The sequence below is a fragment of the Dyadobacter arcticus genome, assembly GCF_011762185.1.
Lineage (GTDB): Bacteria > Bacteroidota > Bacteroidia > Cytophagales > Spirosomataceae > Dyadobacter > Dyadobacter arcticus.
Window position 1 is genome coordinate 321,974 of sequence record NZ_JAASQJ010000005.1, and the last position, 21,447, is coordinate 343,420.

Sequence of the window (21,447 nt, forward strand, 5' to 3'; positions counted from 1 at the left end):
GTAATGCGGCCTGTGCAAAGCAGTCGGTCTTTTCACAAGATCAGCCTGTTTTTCCTGACAAAATTCAACAGACCAACCGAGGTATAAATGTTCAGCTTCCGGCAGATATTGCGGCGGTGCGCATTGATTGTGAATTCACTGATAAACAGCTTCTCGCCAATTTCGCGGCTGGTCAGTCCATCTGCAATGTGGCGCAATATCTCTACCTCGCGCGGCGTGATCTGGTATTTTTTGAGAAAATCATCGAGTTGAAATGGCGGGGAAATATCGTCGGAAAGAATGCCTTGAAACCAGGTACCGCCATTGGCCACGGTGGTCACCGCTTCTTTTAATTCAACGGAGCTACAATCTTTGATAAGATAACCCTGCGCTCCCAGCTTTTTAATCTCCCGCAGCAATTCCGGCTGCCCGTAACTTGTGAAAATAATGACCTTTACTTTATTGAAATCCCTCCGGATCACTTTAAGTGTCTCAATACCGTCCATATGCGGCATATTGAGGTCGAGCAATACCAAGTCAAAGGCGGTTTGTTTTAGTTTGGAAATCAAATTTTTGCCATTGGTTGCCGAATCCGCCAATTCCACCATTTCGATCTCGCATATAACCCCCAAGATGCCGTCTACCAGCATGGGATGATCATCTGCGATAATAATTTTAACAGGCATATTCAATGTCAGGACTATTTTACCAAATAAATTTCAATCACCACGAGCACCCCGCCGTCCTGTTTATTGCTTATTTCCATTTTGCCATTCAAATAAGCAACCCGAGAGCGGATCGTACTCAAACCCTGTCCGTCTACATGTGATAAATCCCTCAATCCTACCCCATTATCCTCGACAATAATAGAAACCATATCGGTATGCTCGATCACTTCCAGAGAAGCTTCGGTGGCTTCTGCGTGTTTCAGGACGTTGTGCAGGAGCTCCTGGATAATCCGGTATAGGTCGTTCAGGAAAGGGAGATTGTAACTACCTGTATCTTCAAATCCGACGACAACCGTTTCCAGCGTAATTTTTCCGGACAAGTTGATGATCTCCGCCGAATCGAGCACCGCTTTCCGAAAACCATATCTTTCAATTACCAACGGGTTGAGCTGGTGGCTCAGATCCCGGATGGTACTCGAAACGGACGATAATATTTCCTGTGTTTTGTGAAGCTTTTGTTCTCCCTGCTCGTCGCTCCTGCCTTTTTCCAATGTAGAAGAAACGGATAGCGAAGCCAATGCGAGCATGGAACTTACCTCGTCGTGCAGCTGGTCTGCAATTTTGCGCCGCTCCTTTTCGCCTGCTTCCATCACACCCTCCATCAGATCAATGTGCCGCTGCTTGTCCATTCTTTCCATTTCACTTTGCTGCAAAGCCTCCTTCTGACGGTTGCGTATCATCCTGTTCCGGGAATTGAGGATCAGCAAACCAATCGCTAGTACAGAAAGTCCGATGACAACACTGTAAAAAATACGCTCCTTTCTAATTTCGCGGTCACGATAGGCGCTTTCTTCATTCAATTTGGTGATTTGCTGCTCTTTATCTTTAATCCTTACCTTGGCCAACACCTCCTGAATCGCGCGATACTTATTAAGATTGGTGAGTGAATCCTTAATGGCGTAAAATGTTTCCAGCGACTGCATATAACCAGGATAATCCCCTTTCGCCTTCAAAAACTCCGCCTTGAAATAGTTGTAGTAGTAGCCGGTCGCCGAGTATTTCTTATTGACAAGCGCACCGCTAAAAAAGTTGAAAATCTTCTCCGCCTGGTCGTATTTCTTGTTAAGTGTCAGGATATGAGCATAATATAGTTCCAGGGGCAAGACGTGAAATCCTTTGGAATAACCATCCGCAGATGCGAATTTCTTGAAATATTCTTCCGCCTTGGCATATTCTTTCCGATGTTCTGCCAAAAGGCCAGCCGCGATAAAGTAACTGACATAAGGTATTTTATCTTCGGGCAAATTGAACTGTTTGCGGCTTCTGTCCAAGAATTCCGCAGCAGTTGCATAATCTTGCTGACAGGATTTGACCAGGGACATTTCCGCATTGAAATAAGCGGCCTGAGCTGCGTTCGGGTTGGGCTTGATGCTCACATTGTAAAAAAGCTCGGCAAATTTTCCGGCGGATTCAAAATCGGTCAGCAGAAGATTGAGCTGCATTAATTGGTAATAAACGCTCGGACGCGGGTTCCTGAACGTAAATGCCGTACGCTCGTAAAGTTTCCTGGGGAAACGATAAAGGGAAGAATCCTGGGCAAGTTCAAGGAGCGATTCAAACTCTACGACCTGCTTTTGCGGGTTATATTGCAGGAAAATATTGGCATAGTTGTAGCGTGCAGTAAAAAGCGCATTCTTATCTTTCAGTCCGGCGCCCAATGCAATAGCCCTGTTAAGGTATTGGTGCATGAAAGACGTATCAGCCGGATTCGACAGTGCTTTGAAGGTGTAAATGAAAGAAAGGTTTTCCTTGTCTTTGGCCAGTAAACATTCTCTTTCGCCCAATGCAACGTACTTTTTCGAAGAATCACTATTGGACCATTCGCCGTAGAGCAAAACCGTAAGTGCAAGGGTTTCCCGGTACATTTGGCCGGTCCCTTTTGCATTTGCCCGGGCCTTTGCGTATAGTTTTTCAGCTTCTTCAAAAAAGTGCAGCGACTCCTTTGCTTTTGCCCAGCTCATCAAAATAATGTGTGCTTTTCGCTTGTCGCCTAATTTCTGAATCGTTGCAAGATATTCAGCGAGGATTTCATAGCTAATATCCAGGTTGTTTTTGCCAATATCCTGAATCAGATCACAAACTTCCCTGAAGGATTCTTCTGTTACAGGCTTTTTCTTCAGCTCTTTCCATGCCGCCCTTCCCTGCTGGGGCGTGTAGGTTTCCGAGCTTACCGGATTGGTAACCAAAACAAATAAACACAGGAGAATCAGCCGGGCAAAATGTGGACCCGACATTTCAGGACGCAGGGACATAGGGGCTCATAAATTACTGATAGTTAGCTAAATATAAAGAACAAAACGATTCGGAAACGCATTGGTCAAAATTGTTTTACTCTCTGATAAATTTGCGGCTTTGAGTGCCATTTGCGTCTTCGTATTGAAGAATATAAGCGCCGGAAGCGAGGCCCTTCACATCAATCTCCAATGGATCATCCTGCAAAAACTGCCACTGTCCCAAAGCCTTCCCACCCAAACTGAACAACTTTACCTGCGAGCTTCCTGAAGACTTACCTAATTGAATCCGGAGCACATTGCCCTGCACAGGATTGCTTACCAGGTAAAATCCATCTTTTTGCGGCTTATGCACGCTGATGAGCTTGGAATAAGAAAATGTACCGTCGTGGTCGATCTGTTTGAGGCGATAGTAAGTGATGGTTCCAGCAGGATTCCGATCAGTAAAGGTGTAAAAGGCGTTGTCATTGCTATTCCCCTTTCCATTGATTTCCCCAATTGTTTTGAATGTATTGGAAGAAATTCCGGACTGTATTTCAAAGCGGTTGTTGTTGAATTCTTCTGTTGTGGTCCAGCTTAAAATCACGTCCTGGCTGTTATCGGAGAACTTGCCGTCAAATGTTATTAGCCTCACCGGCAGCGGATCGTTGATAATAAATGCGGAGACTGTTTGCCTGGAACCGAAGTTACCGTCCTGATAAGCGACAAAAGGATTTTTGTAAAAATCCATTGCAATGCTGATAAAGCCTACTGAATTACCAGTGAAGTTTTCAACACCGACTAAGCTCCAAGCCGTGCCGTCAAATTTTTTGACGCTGACCGAAAAAGGGGAAGCTTCGTTTCTATAAGCTATAAAAGGAACATCATCCTTGTCAATCGCGAGGGAAGTGTAAGAAGTGTTGGTCGTAGAAATACCCTGAGCGCCCACAAACTCCCAGCTGGTGCCATTGAATTTCATACAACTGGCTTTGTTCCCAACGCCCGAATCACGAAACGCAAAGTAAGGGACATTGGCGCTGTTGATAGCCAGGGAGATGAATTTGGCAAATATGCCTGTAAAACCGGGCGTTCCCACATTTACCCAAGAGATACCGTCAAATTTCTTGACCGTGCCCCTAAGCGAATTCCCGCCATCCTCGTAAGCTACATAAGGTACGTCATTGCCATCAATTTCAAAATCAAGGGATTGGATTGCGCCATCCGAGAAACCCTCGATGCCTACGGTTACCCAGGCAGTACCATCGAATTTCTTAACCGTGGCCCTTCCTCCAATTCCGTTAATCGTTTTTTGGTCGCGATAACACAAATAGGGTTCGTCGGCGCTATTGAGTGCAATTGCTACAACGCCTGCCATTTCTTCCGAAATGTCTGCCCCTACCTTTTGCCAGGTCCCGCTCATCAGTTTCCAAACCGACGCCTGTAAGTCGACTGAACTAATTACCGCTACATAAGGAATATCGTCTGAACTGATTGCCATAGAAAGGGCCTGATCTCCCTGACCACCTGCGAAACCGGCGGCGCCCAGCGTAGTCCAAACACCCGATTCCAGTCTTTTGACCGTAACACGCTGAGCGTTCCCCTGATCGGAGTAGGCTACGTAGGGCTTATTCTCCGAGTCAAAAGCAATGTTGTTCCAGAAAGCAAATCCGGACGAGAATCCTGTGTTTCCCACCGTGCCCCATTGTGCTGAGACAGGATGAAGCCCAATTAAGGAGATTGAAAATAGTAATAACAGTTTTTTCATAAAAAAACGGATGTAGGGTGATTGCAGCTTTTCAGCATTACAAATCTCCTTACATCCGTGTTTCTGCGAAATACTTACTTCTAACTATTTGAGGTAGCGCGCTACTGTGCTATTCCATGATCAGTACTTTTTGTTGTAAAACCTTGCTATAATCCGACAACCTGACAATGTAAATGCCCGAAGAAGTGGTGTTCAGCGGAATGCTGACGGGGCCTTTCTTTCCACCAATGTCTTCTTTAAGGAACACCTGCCCGCTGGCCCCGACCAATTCCACAAACTGGAAAGGCTGGTCGAGAACGAGGTTCATTACGTTGTCGGTAATGAGTGAGGGCCTTATGAAATTTTCGGCGATTTCCTCCAATCCGGTATCTACCGCGATTATTTTCGAATATTCAAAGGCGTCGTCTGCATCGACCATTTTTAAGCGGTAATAGTTAATTCCCGCCACCTTATTTGTGTGTGAAAAATGATATTTGGCTCCTGAAATAGAATTGTCAGATGGTACCGTTCCGATATTCTCAAAACGTACTGCGTCCATGCTATGCTCAACTTCAAATGACCTTGAATTTTCTTCGGTTGATGTTTCCCAGGATAATTTCACCCCTTCAATTCCTTTTGAACCCGAGAAATTGATCAGCGTGACTGGCAGCGCAACGGAAGCAGTAATGGTGTAGATCGAGGCGCCAGTAACGGCATAAATCTCACCCGCTTCATCTTCGCCAATATCGACTACTCCGGTTAAATTGGAGGTTTCAAAATTTTCCGGCGTACCATCGCTTCGTATCTTATGGATCTGGCCGGAATATACATCTGTACCTATATAGTAACCATACATAAGCGGCCACCTGGTGCCCCGGTAAACAATACCACCGATAACCGACTGGCCGCGCGCGGCCCCAGTTTGATAAGTATAGACCGGAAAAGTACATGCATCTCTCTCAGGGCATATCGAACCGGATGGCAAACCGGGCGCGATTATTTCGCCTTCAAAACACCTCCATCCAAAATTTGCGCCACTCAAGTCCGATGCAGGCACATAATTGACCTCTTCGCGTGCGCTCTGGCCGACATCACCAATCCAGATCGCATTGGTAAGTTTATCAAAACTCCATCTGAATGGGTTTCTCAATCCACTTGCATAGATCTCCGAAGCCGGGTTAGGGTTGGTGGAAGGGATCGCGTATTTTTTCTCAGCAGTCTCCGGCACATCCACGTCGATCCTGAGCAGCTTACCCAATAGTACAGCCGGGTTCTGAGCGTTGTTCGGTGGATCATTACCGCTTCCGCCATCGCCTGTTGATATGTATAAGTAATTATCCACACCGAAATGCATCTCACCGCCATTGTGATTGGTGTTCGCGCGGTGGTCTATCGCGAGAATTTGAACTCTGGTGGATGCAAGTGCGACATCCCCCGATGGCGTTGTAGCGGTATATCTGGCAACAACCAGGTCTCTCAAATCATTGGTATAAAAAGTGTAGAAATATCCGTTTGTAGCAAAATCAGGGTGAAATGCAATGCTCAGTAATCCACCTTCTCCCGCAGGGAAAACCACTTGTCCACCACTATTCATATTTAAAAAAACAATGGGGGTAGTGAGTGCACCTGGTTTGAAAATTTTAATAACACCAGCACGCTCAGCAACAAATATCCGGTTAGAACCGTCTCCCGCGTGTACCAGTTGCATAGCGGATGTTAAACCGGTAATGTAAGGTGTCCCGGTATTAAACTCAACATCCGGACTTTGCGAAAAAGTGCTGGTTATTGATAATGTATAAAGCAGGAGCGTAAAGCGAGCTGCCATAACTTGGTAAATAAAATTTCTCATCACAGATCATTTAAGGTTTTCGGTTTGAAGTAGTAATTCTAATTCCATTCAAACTTATACTACAATTTTCATTCCCTACTCGCTTACCCTCTATCTAAAAATCAATAAAAAAGCCTCCCAACCCAGAGGCTGAAAGGTTTTACAAAAATGGAACGACAATTAATATGCGAATTCGCCAAATTCAGACCGGATCGTCAATTTTCTAGCATCAGCCCCTTCTACCCTTCCAATAACCTGAGCCTCGATTCCAAACGATTTTGATACCTCCACAACCCGTGGCGCTAGCTCCCTGGGCAGATAAATTTCCAGTCTGTGTCCCATGTTGAAAACCTTATACATTTCCTGCCAGCTGGTACCGCTTTCTTGTTGTATCAACATGAATAGAGGGGGAATGGGAAGCAGGTTGTCTTTGATAATGTGAAGGTTATCAACAAAATGTAGAATTTTCGTCTGTGCCCCGCCGCTGCAATGTACCATGCCATGGATTTGCATCCGCATTTCATCAAGCAATGCCTTGGCCACAGGTGCGTAGGTGCGGGTTGGGGACAGAATCAGCTGTCCAACATTCAACGGCGTTCCTTCAACAGGATCGGTCAATTTTTTGCTCCCGCTGTATATCAGGTCTTCACTTACTTCCGGATCAAAACTTTCGGAATATTTGCTCAGGTATTTATCTAAAATATCATGTCGGGCGGAAGTAAGCCCGTTACTTCCCATGCCGCCGTTGTAAGTGTGCTCATAACTCGCCTGCCCATAGGAAGCCAGCCCAACGATCGCGTCTCCTGCCTGGATATTGGCATTATCAATCACTTCCGAACGTTTCATTCTGGCAATCACCGTACTATTGACCGTTACCGTCCTCACCAGATCGCCTACATCTGCCGTTTCGCCGCCGGTGCTGTAAATTTCCACGCCAAAGCTGCGCAGCATTTCAAGGACTTCCTCGGCACCGTTGATAACTTCGGCGATCACTTCTCCAGGAATGCGGTTTTTGTTCCTGTCAATCGTTGAAGAATAGAGCATTGGACCCGTTGCGCCCACGCATAGTAGATCATCGGTATTCATCACGATGGCATCCTGCGCAATCCCTTTCCACACAGAAATATCGCCGGTTTCTTTCCAATACAGATACGCCAATGAAGTTTTGGTACCGGCTCCGTCCGCATGCATAATCGTGCAATAATCGGGATCGCCAGCGAGGGTATCGGGGACTATTTTGCAAAAAGCCTTAGGGAAAATACCCTTATCTATTTTTTCAATGGCCTTATGCACATCTTCCTTTGAAGCCGATACACCGCGCTGAAGATAACGGTCGGTAGTTTTCATTTGAACGTCATTTGATTAAATATAGCACTTGTCACAAGGTCACAAAAGTAGGGAAAAAGGGCTTTCAACCTTTACTTTAACGAAAACAGTGCTACCTTACCGGTTCTCAATTAGTTACAAAAAATTTTAAAAAGTAATAAATTATTAAAATTTGATTTAAGCAATAAACGCCTTAACTTCAAAATTCTACGGTTTCAAAAGGTCAAAACCATAGGATCTATTGCCAAGCTAATAAGGACCTGTACCTCACAATAAGTGCATGCATTTTTTGATTCGTTTAATAGCTGCGGTGACTGTTTTAATGGTCATTTCAGGGTCTATTAATATTTCCATTGCTAACAACAATGCCAGTGCTAATGCTGCCAGCAATTACTCGCCGACACCAAAGAAAACAACCGCAGACAGCACCTATACCATCAAATCACTGGTTTCATTTGCCAATAAGCATCTGCACATTCCCTACCGTTCCGGCGGGACATCCAAACGCGGTTTCGACTGCTCGGGTTTTGTAAGGTATTGTTTTGATAAATGGAACATTGCGCTCCCGCATTCCAGCGCCGCACAAGCCGAGCACGGCGAAACAATTAAGCTGGACGATGCCAAGCCTGGTGACCTGATCTTCTTCAAAGGCGAAAGCGCCAAAAGCAGCCGCATCGGTCATGTGGGAATCATCACCGAAGTAGCACCCGGCTACGTAAAGTTCATCCATTCCGCATTCAAAGGTGGCATCCGATACGATTTGCTCAATGCTACTTACTACTCTAAGCGTTTTGTGGCGGTTCGGAGGTTGGTGGGGCGGTAGTAGCTTGCTTCGGCCAGTAGTCCCTAGCCGTCAGCTTAAGCTGCTTGCTCTGGCCAGTAGTCCCTAGCCGTCAGCTTAAGCTGACGGTCAACGAGAAGGAAGAGCGCGCCCTTCGCTAGCCGCCAGCTTAAGCTGACGGTTAAGAATTAGGCTGCCAGCCGTATTTTTTTGTGAAGCGGTCAATTTCTTCTTTGAAAGTTTTTTTGGTATGATGTGCTTCCTGGTTTAAGATGTATTGCCGTACCCTTGCAATGTGTCTCTCACTGACACTCACCGCCCAATAGTCGTCCTGCCAAACGAATTTTTCTGAAGTAAGCTTATTTTGATTTATCCAGAAAGACGATTCTCCCTTGATTAGCCGGGCGACATCTGCTAAGGTTTGATCTCTCCCAAGAACGAATAAACAGTGCGCATGATCGCTATATCCATTGACGACATCGAGCCAGATATTTTTTTTCGCTGCGTTTTCTTTAATGTGAAGAAAAACTCTTTGCCTTATTTGACTATTTAGATAGGGCTTCCGGTACTTTGTACAGAAAACCATGTGTACCCACAGACTCGTCCAGCTCATAGAAGATAGGTTTTATCAATTAGACGTCGGTACCTCATTCAGGTCACACCATTTCCAAAATAATTTTATGAGTTAGATTCTCTCGCCCGAAAAATTTCATTTTACTACATTTTCAAATGACGAAACCACCCGGATTGGCCGTAAATTTGCGGGAAGGTTCACATCACAAAAACACCCGCTCCGTCTTGAAACTCTGGCAAAAGGAAAATACTGTTACTTCTGAAAAAATTGAAAAATTTACGGTTGGGAAAGACCGTGAGATGGATCTCTACCTGGCCGAATCTGATGTGCTGGGAAACCTGGCGCATGCGATGATGCTGGAAACGATTGGGTTGCTTACCTCGAATGAGCTGATTGCATTGAAAGACGAGCTCAAAGTGATCTATAGCGAAATTCAGAAAGGAGCATTTAGCATTGAGGATGGCGTAGAAGATGTGCATTCTCAGGTTGAGTTAATGCTGACCCGAAAACTGGGAGATACTGGCAAGAAAATCCATAGCGGACGGTCGCGAAATGATCAGGTGTTGGTGGATATGAAGCTTTATACCAGAGCTAGATTATTTGAAGTGGTGCAGGCGACGGAAAAGCTTTTTAATGTATTAATCCAAAAATCAGAAGATCATAAAAACGACCTGCTGCCTGGCTACACGCATTTGCAAATTGCAATGCCTTCTTCGTTTGGCTTGTGGTTTGGTGCTTATGCTGAGGGTTTGATCGACGATATCATTCAATTGAATGCGGCATACCGGCTTGCAAACCGCAACCCACTGGGCTCGGGAGCAGGTTATGGTTCATCCTTTCCATTGAACCGTCAATTGACGACGGATCTTCTGGGTTTTGAGGGAATGCATCACAATGTGGTTTACGCCCAAATGAGCCGCGGACGGACAGAGCAAGCTGCACTAACTGCCATTTCTTCATTGGCAGCAACGGTTTCAAGACTGGCAATGGACGTTTGCCTATACAATAGCCAGAATTTCAGTTTCATCATCCTGCCCGACGACCTGACAACTGGCAGCAGCATTATGCCGCACAAGAAAAACCCGGATGTAGCCGAATTGCTTCGTGCAAAAGCCAACAGGATGAAAGCATTACCGATGGAAGTAACCATGGTTTTGAGCAATCTTCCGTCGGGATATCATAGGGATATGCAGTTGTTGAAAGAAATCCTGATGCCTGCATTCGACGAAATCCTGGATTGTCTTGATATCGCCGCATTCATGCTGGAAAATATGAAAGTGAAGCAAAACCTGCTCGACGATCCGAAATACGATTTGCTTTTCAGTGTGGAACGTGTGAATGAGTTGGTATTCAGCGGCGTACCCTTCCGTGACGCTTATAAACAGGTAGGATCTGAAATTGGTGATGGCAGCTATGTTCCGCCACGCAAACTCAAACATACCCACGAAGGAAGCATTGGAAACTTACAAACTGGGGAAATACGGGAGAGAATGCAGGCAGAGATTGCCGTATTCGGCTATGATAAAGTGCAGCAGGCTTTGGAAAAGCTGATTTTGTAAGTTTTACGACTGGCGACTTGAATATGGATGGGAAGGGAGATTTGGTCAAGTTTGAGGAAAAACCAGTCTTAAATCCAGGAACTGTATTCCTAAACTTACAACGTAATCACAGTCCCAGCCGATCCGATTGCCGCTTCCAGCAAATCATCCGCATGACAAATCGTAACCTGATCAACGCCAGCTTCCAATGCTGCAAATGCATTATCCAGCTTTGGGATCATTCCTTTATTGATTGCTCCGGAGTTTTTATAGTTAGCGTACGATTCAGGATTGAGTGACGCAATCACCGCATCATCGTCGTCAGGGTTGGATAGTACTCCTTTTTTCTCAAAACAATATATCAGGTTGACTTTATAAGTTTTCGCCATTGCAACTGCTGTTGCCGAGGCCATCGTATCGGCATTGGTATTGAGCATTGTTCCTTCGGAGCTGTAAGTAAGCGGCGCGATGACGGGAATAAGGCTGCTATATAGTAAAGCATTGATTTGTTGATCGTTAACGGCTTCTATATCTCCTACAAAGCCATAATCGATTGCTTTCACAGGTCTTTTGACAGAACGAATAATGCCTCCGTCAGCACCGGTAAGTCCGATCGCATTACATCCGCCCGCTTGCAATTGCGCGACCAGATTTTTGTTCACCAATCCACCATAAACCATGGTGGCCACGTCCAGCATCGCCTTATCCGTAATCCTGCGACCCTCTACCATTTGCGTTTCGATACCCAGTTTCGCTGCAATTTCGGTCGCCACTTTACCGCCGCCATGCACTAGTATTTTCGGTGCATTCAGTTTGATGAAGTCATTTAAAAAAGCGGAGCATACTTCAGGATTATCGATGACATTGCCTCCGATTTTTACGATATATAGCGTTTGGGACATTCCAAAGGGATTTTAGGGTTTGGGTTAAAGCTGCAAAGGTAGCAGAAACGGTTATCGCCGGAAAAGGGAATTTTAATTGATGAATTTTTTTGGCAAAATTACGTTGCCTAACCAGGCATTAAGTATTCCCACCAGCTTATGAAACGCAGTATTCTCTTCCTATTAGGTATAGGTTTTTTCCTCCATTATGGCGCCATCGCCCAAATACAGAAAGCAAAAGCGCATTGGACTTACACATTTTCAAAACCCGAGGTAAAAAAAGGTGAAACCGTCGACCTGATTTTCACTGCAGTGATTGACAAAGACTGGTACCTCTATTCCTCCGATTTCGATCCGGATCTGGGGCCGATGCTTACAAGTTTTGCTTTTGAGAAAAACAATACTTTTGAAGTGATTGGGAAACTAAAACCGCTGAATCCTAAGACAAAATTTGAAGAAGCCTTTGGAGGAAATGTGCGGATTTTCGAAGTAAAGGGCGTTTTTAAACAAACCATTAAAGTACTTGCCGACAACCCCGTCATCAAAGGCGCCTCAGAGTACCAGACCTGCAGCCATGTTACCGGCCTTTGCATTCCAGGCAATGATGATTTTGAATTTAAAGGATTAAAGGTTGTTGCCGGTACCGTAACAAATGATACCCAGCCAACAGTCGGTGCTTCCACTCCTGCGGCTGATTCCTCGTCAAATGTTGCAGCTACTTCAACCGGTAATCTTGTCGATTCTGCGTCTACTGCGAAAACGGATGAATCCTACTCATCATCAAAATCAGCAGGCGCAACTTTAAATAAATCGCTAAGTTCTGAGGATCCTGCCGCTGGCAAATCGCTTTGGGGTTTTGCATTGGCCGCATTCTTGTCCGGTCTGGTTGCATTACTTACCCCCTGCGTTTTTCCGATCATCCCGATGACGGTGAGTTTTTTTACCAATCAGGAAAAGGGAAAGTTGAAAGCATTGATCTACGGCATTTCTATTATTTTAATCTATACACTGATAGGTACCGTCGTTTCAAGATTAAACGGACCTGCGTTTGCCAATTTTCTGAGTACTCACTGGATTCCGAATCTGCTTTTCTTCGCCATTTTCTTTGTTTTTGGCTTGTCTTTTTTAGGTTTGTTTGAAATCGTATTGCCAAGTGGGTTCGTCAATAAGATGGATCAGAAGGCAGATCAGGGCGGATATGCCGGGGTTTTCTTTATGGCATTCACATTGGTACTGGTTTCATTTTCCTGCACGGGGCCTATTGTTGGAAGTTTGCTGGTAGCGTCTGCTGGAGGCGAAGTGGTGAAACCCATTATTGGCATGGCGTCGTTTTCAGCTGCATTTGCGATACCGTTTACATTATTTGCCCTTTTTCCTCAATGGTTAAAATCTTTGCCTAAATCTGGCGGCTGGCTTAATACCGTAAAAGTCATTTTAGGCTTTTTGGAACTGGCGCTTGCATTGAAATTTTTCAGCATTGCCGATCAAGTTTACCACTGGCGTTTATTGGACAGAGAAATCTATCTGGCATTTTGGATCGTGATATTCGGTTTGCTAGGTTTCTATCTTTTAGGCAAAATCAGGACGCCGCATGATTCTCCGCTTGAAAAAGTAAGTGTTCCAAGATTGCTGCTGTCCATTGTTACCCTCACGTTCGTAGTATATATGATCCCGGGCATGTGGGGCGCGCCTTTGAAAGCATTGGCTGGTTACCTGCCGCCACAGTCCACACTGGATTTTGACCTGAGCAAAAGATCCGCCGGAGTAGCTTCATCCGTTGCGCCTGGTGAAACCAGAAAGTACGCTGACCTTTTTCACTTACCTCACGAATTGGAGGGTTTCTTCGACTATAAAGATGCATTGGCATATGCTAAAAAAGTCAATAAGCCTGTTTTCATCGATTTCACAGGTCACGGCTGCGTAAACTGCCGCGAAATGGAAGCGAGAGTTTGGGTGGATCCCACTGTGCAGCAACGTCTGAGAACTGATTACGTGATCGTCGCGCTTTATGTGGATGATAAAACGGAACTACCGGAAGCGAGCTGGTACACTTCGAAATACGACAACAAAGTCAAAAAAACAATCGGCGCGCAGAATGCTGATTTGCAAATTGTAAAGTATAATAACAACGCGCAGCCGCACTATTGTCTGGTTGATCACGAAGGGAACTTGCTGGTGAAGCCCAAGAATTATGATTTGAATCCTGCAAATTTTGCGGCGTTTCTGGATAGCGGGAAGGCCGCGTTTGGGAAATAGCCCATCAATTCCCGGCGTATCTATTACGACTAACAAAAAAATCCCGCCCCCGAATATCAGGAGCGGCTTTGACTTTCAATACAAATAACAGCAAAACTCGATCAATTCAGCTGCTTGAGCGCATTGTCACCAACCAAAAGATGTGCGTAGGCATACGCTGAGTATTGATCAATTGACGTGGAGAATGCGAAATCCATTTCTGAACCCGATGCTGTGAAAGTGATGATCTTCTGAACCCAACAATTTTTGTAACTGGTCAGATCTACAACCTCCTCCTGAGATGCAACTGTATTTCCCAGCTTTATTAAGCATTTTTTAGCGAAAGATGCATTAATTACACCGTAAGTCGCTTTGGGTATAGAGGAAGATACATAAACTGTGAGAGCGTACTTTTTACCAGGCTTCAGATTCCTGATTTTGGTCTTTACACTGGACATCTTTTTGGTATCCCATGAACTCGCACCCTTCACCGTAATAAATGTAGTGATGTTTCGAGCCCACGGCACCAAGATCAGTTCCTGCACAAACGGCCTTGAAGGATCTCCCCATAAGTTTCTTACGCTTGAAATACCTACCGGATATGCAACCACGTCATTAGAATAGCCATCGACATTCCTGCTCCAATTTGAAGGCAGAATGTCAATGCCGGTGTACCACTGTGTTGAAAAAATAGAAGGAGCAACAACAACATCTACCTTTAGGTTGGAATTTGTATTCACGCTCTCCACCTTCGGCTCGGGTGCCAGAGCATCGTCATTGGAGCAACTGCTCAACATCATCAAACAAGCGACTGCCAGGGCTGCTGGTAATTTTTGTACTATTTCCATTTTTTTAGAAATTTTAGTTAAACATTTATTTCTGTTACTGATCACAAGAAAGGGCTGTGAAAAGTAATTTAGCCTTTAAATTGAGCTTTCGGAGTGCCTGGATTATCCTTCGGCAGCGTTTGAAATTTGCCTGCAATTAATGTCCTAATTTTTTGTATTTATTCCGGATTTGGCATGCGAGTTAACTCGCACTTGCTGGTAGGAATTCATCGCAAGTTGGTTTTGGCAAAATAAAAGGCCGCCTCGGATGTTCTGAGACGGCCCTTGTTGCTAGCATTTTGTGATTCAAACCTTAAAACCTTTTTTCCCAAATCGCATCCTGACCGATGAACAGATGCGCGTATGCCGTTTTTCCATCCTGGATAGATGTCGCACTGAAGTCAAATCGCATTTCCGAATTTGTTGCTTTAAATTCGATGGTTTTTTTGATCCAGGTGTTAGGTTGAGCTTCTAGCATATTCACATCAAAATACTGGGACTCATAATATTGCCCGGTGTTTGGACTCTTTAACGCTATATTACATTTTCCAACAAACGTCGGAAGCTTGCCTGAGCCATCCAACTTCGGACGCGCAGAAGCGACATAGAATGTGAGGTAATAAGTAAACCCTGTTTTCAGAAACTGAATGGTAGTTCCAACCTTCGCCATCTTACTTGAATTCGATTTATCAGTAGTGGTAGATGTTACCGTAACAAACGAATTCCAGGGTTGACCTTGAAGCGCTGGGAATGACTCCTTCCATTGTAATGCGATATTCCCCCATGGTCTTGAGAAGTTGGAGGTACCGAACGGATATTTTACAGGATCCCCACTGTCGAGCGAACGTCTTTCCCAAAAGTTTGGGAGGATCTTAATTCCTGCGTACGCCTTTGTCGGCGCAATCCATGGGAGCGCATCCGTTTTCAGGTTCGAATGTGTATTAACGCTCTCCACTTTTGGCTCAGGCGTTTGAAGTTCTTCTTTCGAACAGCCGCTCATCATCATTACACAGGCCAGGCTCAGGCCGATAGGTAACTTTTGTACTAATTTCATTTTTCCGGATTTTGTAGTTAAACATTTGTTTTTGTAACTACTACAAAAGACGCGACAGTTCGTTGGATAAGGCCCTGAAAATGAGTGCGTGGAAGAGATTGGTTATTCTGCGGTAAGAGAGCTGCTTGGATGTGAAATAGTACTTTTTGGATAGAAGGAATTACTAAGTTTGGCTTTGCAAGCTATTTCGATTAGGCTTTAAATGATACTTGTAAGTGGGCTTTTACAACTTGTTGTGGGCTAGGTGGTAAAAATGCTTTTTATGGCTAATCCTTCATTTAGTTGACACCTCTACTGGTGACATATCAAATTAATATGAATTTTTTATTTGTCAATGACTGTGATAACTCTGTCTAAAAATCCGATAAAAGTTTTGCGTTCTTCTTCTGAAAAATGCTCCATGATTTGATTATTGAACCCGATAGCAAGTGTTTGAATGCGTTCACAGACAAATTTCCCGCTAGCAGTTAACGACACCATATTCTTTCTTTTATCCTCAATATCACTTTCTATTTTAAGAAAACCATCCTTATGTAAAGTCTGCACTGAACGCTGGATACCCGCTTTATCTTTTTGAAGCATGTTGGCAATGTCCTGCTGTATATTGTGTTGACCTATCAACCAAATATTTTTGAGAAAATTCCAATAAAAAAGCCTTTGTCATGAATCATGACAAAGGCTTCTACTAATAATTATAAACCTTTTATTTACTCAACGTTTTAATCAGCATTCCTTTCGTCACTTTATCCGAAAGCGACATGCCGTTGATGATCGCCAGTTCGTCCATTTGCTTATCCGACTGGCTGTTGTCCCTCAATGCATCTTTCAATGATCCATCGCGCTGTACTGTTCTGATCTTTACACGGTCGGGTTGGCGATTGATAATGTTTGGATCGTTAACCGATTTAAATCCTTGTGCAACTGACTTAAACTGATTAACGCTTCCTGCAAAATTGGCGGCCGCTGCCACCCCATGGATTGCGTAAATGTTGCTGCCATATTGGATCAGCCAGGTCGCGACTTGGATCGAATTCTGTGTCGCAGCGGCCGGCTGACCTGTTTGCGTTTGCGCTACCTGTGTGGAGATCATTACAATTGCCTGATTACCATTGATGGTGGTTTTCTCGTTTTCCGAAACTTGCAGGTTATAATTTTTCACAACGGCCTGAGCCGCTTCTTCCAATGAATTTCCCGGTGCGAGCGTAAATATCATCATGGATTTGCCGCCTTTGGGAGCCATTTGAAACTGGGCAGGAGAATTTTCATACTGCCAGCCGCTAGGAACAGGTAATTGAAACCTCAATGATGGATGGTAAAACACATTATTTTCGACAAATCCTTGTTTTGGATCAGCACCATATATAATACCATCAATTTTGCGCAAATAGGCATCCCGGTTCACATTGTATTTACCAGGATGTTCTGTTTGATATTGTTTGGCGAGTTTTTCAACCTTGTTTTTCCTATCTCCTGGATCAGGGTGTGTGGATTGGAAAGTAGGGATCGTCTGCCCGCTTTTTTCGCTGATCTTTTTCAATGTACCAAAGAAATCGGCCATCTCTTTTGCATCGTAACCGATTTTGCTGGAATATTCGACGCCGATTTTATCTGACTCAGTTTCGTGTTCGCGACTATAACTTAACAGCAACAAACCCAAAGCCTGCTGCGTCTGTTCCGCCATACCACGTACCGTTTCAGAAAGTACCATTCCAGCCAATAATCCTACCTGCCCAAATATCTGGGAAGTCTGCTGGCGTGCTGAATGTCGTGCAGTAATGTGACCAATTTCGTGACCTAGCACTCCGGCAAATTCAGCCTCATTATTGAAATGCGCCATGATGCCCCTTGTAAAGTATACGTAACCGCCAGGCACAGCAAATGCGTTGACAACCGGGGAATCAACGATAAAGAATTGATAGGGTAATTCGGGTCTATGGGATACATTGGCCATCGCTTTTCCCTTTTCATTAATAAAGGATTGCAGGTTTTTATCATCATAAATTCCCATTGTAGCCACAATTCCGGGATGTGACTCTGCGCCAAGGGCAATTTCCTTTTCCTTGGACATAAAGATAATTTCCTTTTTACCAGTTACCGGATTTTTGGAACATCCAGACAATAGGCTGATCGCCACAAAACCGGTTAGAATGTGAAATTTAAATTTCATTTTCATATCAATAAAGAATGAGCTGTTACTATGGAGTTGGTCAAATTTATAATTAAGTATTGAATTTCTTGAAAGAATCATGCCAATTCCCGGAACAACTCCGCAACAGGATTGATTTAATTTTTACATTAACTATCCTTATATATAAATTACCCATTGATTGGTACAAAAGTTGTCTGTTTTTAATTAATTCACCAAAGGACTGATATGCTCAATCGCTTACATACCCTATGAATTTGAAAAAGAGTACGTACAGTCTGCTCCCTCCCTGGCTGATCCGGTTTGATTTTTTTGGGCTTTTCGAAAAAGATCCGTTTGGAAACTATTTGGTTATCAAACGTTTGCTCATATTTATTTTGGGTTGGTTTACCTATTACAGATATACAGCAGTGAATAAAATAAACATTATCGGCGGCGAACAATTACTTGAATTGCCTGATAATGGAGTACTCTTCCTCTCAAATCACCAGACTTACTTTGCTGATGTAATCGCTTTTTACCATATTTTTTGTGCTGCGAAATGGGGTTATAAGGATACCCTTTCGCCTCCATTCTATTTGTTCTCGCCCCGTGCCAGATGTTATTATGTTGCTGCGGCAGAAACTATGAAGGAAGGGATTCTTCCTAAAATATTCAGTATGGGCGGCGCTATAACCATCGAAAGATCTTGGCGGGCAAACGGCGAAAATGTAAAACGGCAATTAGATAACTCCGCGCAGGACCGCATTGGAATGGGCCTTGAACATGGTTGGGTAGTCAGCTTTCCGCAGGGAACTACAAAACCGTATGCCCCTGTACGTAAAGGCACCGCGCATTTAATAAAGGATCAAAATCCGATTGTAATTCCGGTTGTTATCAATGGTTTCAGGAGGGCCTTTGATAAAAAAGGGTTGCGTTTCAAAAAGCGTAATACCAAACTGACCGTCCATTTTAAAGCTCCCATGCATTTCCTGCCCGACGAATCTGTGGAAAGTATGGTGGAACGGGTAACGAAGGCCATTGAACAGGAAGCCCCAAATGATCCAACGGCAGCAAGCATTCTGTAATTAAAATGGTATGTTTTTTTCAATCAATATATTATGGGTAAGAAAGTACTGATTACTGGTGGAACGGGCTCGATCGGAAAGCGTCTCACCGAACTTCTGTTAAAAAAAGGCTATGAAGTCGCCTATCTCAGCAGAAAAAAGAAAGCTATCCCCTCCGTCCAGGTTTTTGAGTGGGATGTTGAAAAAGGCTACCTCGAACAAGGTGCGCTGGATAATCTGCATTTCCTAATCCATTTGGCAGGGGCAGGTGTCGCGGAAGGTCGCTGGACAGACAAGCAAAAAAAGATCATTATTTCCAGCAGAACAGATACTATAACATTTCTTGCCAATCAATTAAAACAGAAAAATATACTTCCCGCTGCTTTTATTTCAGCGTCGGGCAGCAGCTATTATGGAGCAGATTCGGGTAATACCAGGAATACCGAGGCTTCACCGCCAGCAAACGATTTTTTATCACACGTAACCCTTGAATGGGAGAAAGCAGCTGATCTGATCAAAAACCAGGAGGTGAGGACTGTAAAATTGAGAACCGGAGTGGTGATCAGCAAGGAAGGTGGTGCAATGCCGAAGATTGCATTACCGGCACGATTTGGTTTTGGTGCGCCGCTGGGTTCAGGCAAGCAATGGGTCCCGTGGATACATATGGACGATATTTGCCAAATGTATATTGACGCACTTGAAAATGATTTCTGGGACGGAGCCTATAATGCTGTCGCCCCTAATCCGGTTACGAATGAAGAACTTACCAAGCAAATTTGCATTGCGTTGGACAAACCACAATGGTTACCAAACGTCCCCGCGTTCGCATTGAAGCTTGCGTTTGGAGAAATGGCAAGCGTGGTTTTGGGAAGCAGTTACCTTGTAAATGAGAGAATCAGGAAGGACACGGAATTTGTGTATGCGTTTCCCAACATCAAAGAAGCTGTGAAGGACGTTCTGCAATGACCTCGTCAATCGGTTATCGGCTGTTGAATAAAGAAAAGCGGACGGCTGAACACCGAAATTTCCTACACAGCCTCGTCCTCTTCTTCTAAATCCGTTTTGCTTTGTGCCGTAGCAAGCCATATTTCTCTTTGTTGCATTGCTTTAAAGTCGTCGAGCACGTCGAGCTGAATGTTGCCATTGCTGAATGTTGACATTTGTAATCCTACAAAAGCCAATGCCTCATTTAATCTGGATTCCAATGGTTCGCTGGTAAAAATGCAATCATGCCAATACCATTCGAGCGTTTCACCGGCTACCTCTTCTACGATACCTATATAATCTTCGAGGGTATATCCGACAAACGGTCTGCCAAAACGCACCCAAAGCAGCTTCATTACATCATCCAGTGACTGCGCATGATTGGTTTTTTTTCTTAAATAAAGATCTAAAATCATGGCGACCAATGCACCTTTATGGTATACCGAAACTTTCCGGTTGGGAATACCTTTTTCGTATCCATCCAGCCAGAGGTCAAAAGATGAGTCGGCAAGCGATTGCCTTGACTGTCCATTGTTTTCGAAGTGCCTTTTCATATACACCTGCAATTCCTTCACATAAGCCTCATCGTTAAAAACCCCGGCACGTCTAAGAAATAGATCTCCATAGTAAGTAGTACATCCTTCTACCACGAAACAAGTACGGAAGTAGTTTTCTTTTGTAAAATCATAAGGTAGAAGCTCTTTTGGACGGATGCGGATAACATTCCAGGTATGAAATAATTCATGTGAGCTCACTCCTAATAAATCCGAATAAAGCCCTTCGCCTTCATCGTCAGGCCCCAGCACAATCATGGTTGAATTCTGGTGTTCTACTCCGTGATAAAAAGCATTTGGCAGTATGAGGTTTAGAAAATGATAATTCGCCTCAGGAAATTCCCCCATGGTAGCGATCTGTTCTCTCGAAAAACGCCGGAAATCCCTGACGATACGCCACCAATTCGGTTTAAGATTTCCGTGCATCCAAATCTTAAATTCCACCCCTCTAACCAGATATTCCCGTCTTTGCAACGTCGCGGAAGCAAGCAACGGGCTGTCGACCAGCTGGTAAAAGTTTCTGGCATAAAGCCGGTTTTCCCCAACAAATGGTAATCCGCAGGCAATGCTGTAATTTTCAGGTAGGTCAAGACGAATTGTATAAGGTTCTGAAATTCGTCCCTCAGTATACATACAAAAGTTAATGAAATTCAGATACCACAATTCCTCGTCTACATAGCTTGTACCAGCGTTCTGAATTGCGGCATAGTAGGCATATTTGATCCGAATCTCTTTTTGACCATCTGTTACAACCCGCCATCTATCTTTGGTCACTTTATGGATGGGCAGTTTCTGATCAGTCCCTGAGATCGCTTCAATAAATTGAATATTTTTGGCGAAGTTTTGAATTTCGTATCGTCCGGGTCTCCATGCAGGCAACTGAATTTCAATAGAGTCGCTGCTAATTTCGGGTACGGTGTAGGTGATTTGTAAAAAATGAGACTGCGGATCCGATACCGAAATGTGATAATGCATAAGCTGTTAACTGGTGTTTAGAGGAGCTGGGAGTGTA

General features: G+C 44.2%; 17 protein-coding genes. 5 read left to right on the forward strand and 12 right to left on the reverse strand.

Annotated elements, in window-relative coordinates; genetic code table 11:
* Positions 1-32: 32 nt before the first annotated feature.
* The 5 genes from FHS68_RS22920 to FHS68_RS22940 form a co-directional block, all read right to left on the reverse strand.
* Complete coding sequence (locus FHS68_RS22920; RefSeq protein ID WP_167275455.1) at positions 33-665, reverse strand: response regulator; 633 nt, start codon at positions 663-665, stop codon at positions 33-35.
* Positions 666-679: 14 nt separating this feature from the next.
* Entirely contained in the window at positions 680-2,959 is a 2,280-nt protein-coding gene (locus tag FHS68_RS22925) for a sensor histidine kinase (RefSeq protein ID WP_167275458.1), read from the reverse strand.
* Between the two features lie 76 nt (positions 2,960-3,035).
* On the reverse strand, positions 3,036-4,682 hold the full coding sequence (locus FHS68_RS22930; protein WP_167275460.1) for a T9SS type A sorting domain-containing protein: 1,647 nt from the start codon (positions 4,680-4,682) through the stop codon (positions 3,036-3,038).
* 109 nt (positions 4,683-4,791) lie between these two features.
* Positions 4,792-6,486, reverse strand: coding sequence for a PQQ-dependent sugar dehydrogenase (locus FHS68_RS22935; RefSeq protein WP_167275463.1), 1,695 nt, complete (start codon positions 6,484-6,486; stop codon positions 4,792-4,794).
* A 183-nt stretch (positions 6,487-6,669) separates the two neighbouring features.
* Positions 6,670-7,836 carry an AIR synthase related protein gene (locus FHS68_RS22940; RefSeq protein WP_167275465.1) on the reverse strand — a complete coding sequence of 389 codons (1,167 nt, stop codon included), beginning with the start codon at positions 7,834-7,836 and terminating at the stop codon, positions 6,670-6,672.
* A 259-nt stretch (positions 7,837-8,095) separates the two neighbouring features.
* On the opposite strand from FHS68_RS22940, the gene FHS68_RS22945 reads away from it, so the two are divergent.
* On the forward strand, positions 8,096-8,638 hold the full coding sequence (locus tag FHS68_RS22945; RefSeq protein ID WP_167275467.1) for a C40 family peptidase: 543 nt from the start codon (positions 8,096-8,098) through the stop codon (positions 8,636-8,638).
* Between the two features lie 139 nt (positions 8,639-8,777).
* Here the strand turns inward: FHS68_RS22945 and tnpA are convergent, their stop codons facing one another.
* Entirely contained in the window at positions 8,778-9,209 is a 432-nt protein-coding gene (gene tnpA, locus FHS68_RS22950; protein WP_167275470.1) for an IS200/IS605 family transposase, read from the reverse strand.
* A 185-nt stretch (positions 9,210-9,394) separates the two neighbouring features.
* Here tnpA and argH point away from each other — a divergent pair, with 185 nt between their 5' ends.
* Complete coding sequence (gene argH / locus FHS68_RS22955; protein WP_167275871.1) at positions 9,395-10,729, forward strand: argininosuccinate lyase; 1,335 nt, start codon at positions 9,395-9,397, stop codon at positions 10,727-10,729.
* Between the two features lie 95 nt (positions 10,730-10,824).
* Here argH and argB read toward each other — a convergent pair whose 3' ends face one another.
* On the reverse strand, positions 10,825-11,610 hold the full coding sequence (gene argB, locus FHS68_RS22960) for an acetylglutamate kinase (RefSeq protein ID WP_167275472.1): 786 nt from the start codon (positions 11,608-11,610) through the stop codon (positions 10,825-10,827).
* Positions 11,611-11,748: 138 nt separating this feature from the next.
* Between argB and FHS68_RS22965 the strand changes: the two genes are divergently transcribed.
* Complete coding sequence (locus tag FHS68_RS22965; protein WP_167275475.1) at positions 11,749-13,845, forward strand: protein-disulfide reductase DsbD family protein; 2,097 nt, start codon at positions 11,749-11,751, stop codon at positions 13,843-13,845.
* Positions 13,846-13,946: 101 nt separating this feature from the next.
* On the opposite strand, the gene FHS68_RS22970 is transcribed toward FHS68_RS22965, so the two are convergent.
* The 4 genes from FHS68_RS22970 to FHS68_RS22985 form a co-directional block, all read right to left on the reverse strand.
* Positions 13,947-14,672 (reverse strand): hypothetical protein, encoded by a 726-nt coding sequence (locus FHS68_RS22970; RefSeq protein WP_167275477.1) that lies wholly within the window; start codon positions 14,670-14,672, stop codon positions 13,947-13,949.
* Between the two features lie 292 nt (positions 14,673-14,964).
* Positions 14,965-15,705 carry a hypothetical protein gene (locus FHS68_RS22975; protein ID WP_167275480.1) on the reverse strand — a complete coding sequence of 247 codons (741 nt, stop codon included), beginning with the start codon at positions 15,703-15,705 and terminating at the stop codon, positions 14,965-14,967.
* Positions 15,706-16,029: 324 nt separating this feature from the next.
* A complete protein-coding gene (locus tag FHS68_RS22980; protein WP_229212031.1) occupies positions 16,030-16,287 on the reverse strand; it encodes a MarR family winged helix-turn-helix transcriptional regulator in 258 nt (85 codons plus the stop codon).
* Between the two features lie 121 nt (positions 16,288-16,408).
* Positions 16,409-17,878, reverse strand: coding sequence for a M48 family metalloprotease (locus FHS68_RS22985; protein ID WP_167275483.1), 1,470 nt, complete (start codon positions 17,876-17,878; stop codon positions 16,409-16,411).
* 224 nt (positions 17,879-18,102) lie between these two features.
* Here FHS68_RS22985 and FHS68_RS22990 point away from each other — a divergent pair, with 224 nt between their 5' ends.
* Positions 18,103-18,918: a lysophospholipid acyltransferase family protein gene (locus tag FHS68_RS22990; RefSeq protein ID WP_167275485.1), complete on the forward strand. Its 816-nt coding sequence runs from the start codon at positions 18,103-18,105 to the stop codon at positions 18,916-18,918.
* A 33-nt stretch (positions 18,919-18,951) separates the two neighbouring features.
* On the forward strand, positions 18,952-19,863 hold the full coding sequence (locus tag FHS68_RS22995; RefSeq protein ID WP_167275488.1) for a TIGR01777 family oxidoreductase: 912 nt from the start codon (positions 18,952-18,954) through the stop codon (positions 19,861-19,863).
* 62 nt (positions 19,864-19,925) lie between these two features.
* On the opposite strand, the gene FHS68_RS23000 is transcribed toward FHS68_RS22995, so the two are convergent.
* Entirely contained in the window at positions 19,926-21,410 is a 1,485-nt protein-coding gene (locus FHS68_RS23000; protein WP_167275490.1) for a M61 family metallopeptidase, read from the reverse strand.
* Positions 21,411-21,447 lie beyond the last annotated feature (37 nt).

Excerpts from the sequence above, each read along its gene's own strand:
- FHS68_RS22920 (WP_167275455.1), bottom strand. The coding sequence starts at position 665 with ATGCCTGTTAAAATTATTATCGCAGATGATCATCCCATGCTGGTAGAC.
- FHS68_RS22925 (WP_167275458.1), bottom strand. The coding sequence starts at position 2,959 with ATGTCCCTGCGTCCTGAAATGTCGGGTCCACATTTTGCCCGGCTGATT.
- FHS68_RS22930 (WP_167275460.1), bottom strand. The coding sequence starts at position 4,682 with ATGAAAAAACTGTTATTACTATTTTCAATCTCCTTAATTGGGCTTCAT.
- FHS68_RS22935 (WP_167275463.1), bottom strand. The coding sequence starts at position 6,486 with ATGGCAGCTCGCTTTACGCTCCTGCTTTATACATTATCAATAACCAGC.
- FHS68_RS22940 (WP_167275465.1), bottom strand. The coding sequence starts at position 7,836 with ATGAAAACTACCGACCGTTATCTTCAGCGCGGTGTATCGGCTTCAAAG.
- FHS68_RS22945 (WP_167275467.1), top strand. The coding sequence starts at position 8,096 with ATGCATTTTTTGATTCGTTTAATAGCTGCGGTGACTGTTTTAATGGTC.
- tnpA (WP_167275470.1), bottom strand. The coding sequence starts at position 9,209 with ATGAGCTGGACGAGTCTGTGGGTACACATGGTTTTCTGTACAAAGTAC.
- argB (WP_167275472.1), bottom strand. The coding sequence starts at position 11,610 with ATGTCCCAAACGCTATATATCGTAAAAATCGGAGGCAATGTCATCGAT.
- FHS68_RS22965 (WP_167275475.1), top strand. The coding sequence starts at position 11,749 with ATGAAACGCAGTATTCTCTTCCTATTAGGTATAGGTTTTTTCCTCCAT.
- FHS68_RS22970 (WP_167275477.1), bottom strand. The coding sequence starts at position 14,672 with ATGGAAATAGTACAAAAATTACCAGCAGCCCTGGCAGTCGCTTGTTTG.
- FHS68_RS22975 (WP_167275480.1), bottom strand. The coding sequence starts at position 15,705 with ATGAAATTAGTACAAAAGTTACCTATCGGCCTGAGCCTGGCCTGTGTA.
- FHS68_RS22980 (WP_229212031.1), bottom strand. The coding sequence starts at position 16,287 with ATGCTTCAAAAAGATAAAGCGGGTATCCAGCGTTCAGTGCAGACTTTA.
- FHS68_RS22985 (WP_167275483.1), bottom strand. The coding sequence starts at position 17,878 with ATGAAAATGAAATTTAAATTTCACATTCTAACCGGTTTTGTGGCGATC.
- FHS68_RS22990 (WP_167275485.1), top strand. The coding sequence starts at position 18,103 with ATGAATTTGAAAAAGAGTACGTACAGTCTGCTCCCTCCCTGGCTGATC.
- FHS68_RS22995 (WP_167275488.1), top strand. The coding sequence starts at position 18,952 with ATGGGTAAGAAAGTACTGATTACTGGTGGAACGGGCTCGATCGGAAAG.
- FHS68_RS23000 (WP_167275490.1), bottom strand. The coding sequence starts at position 21,410 with ATGCATTATCACATTTCGGTATCGGATCCGCAGTCTCATTTTTTACAA.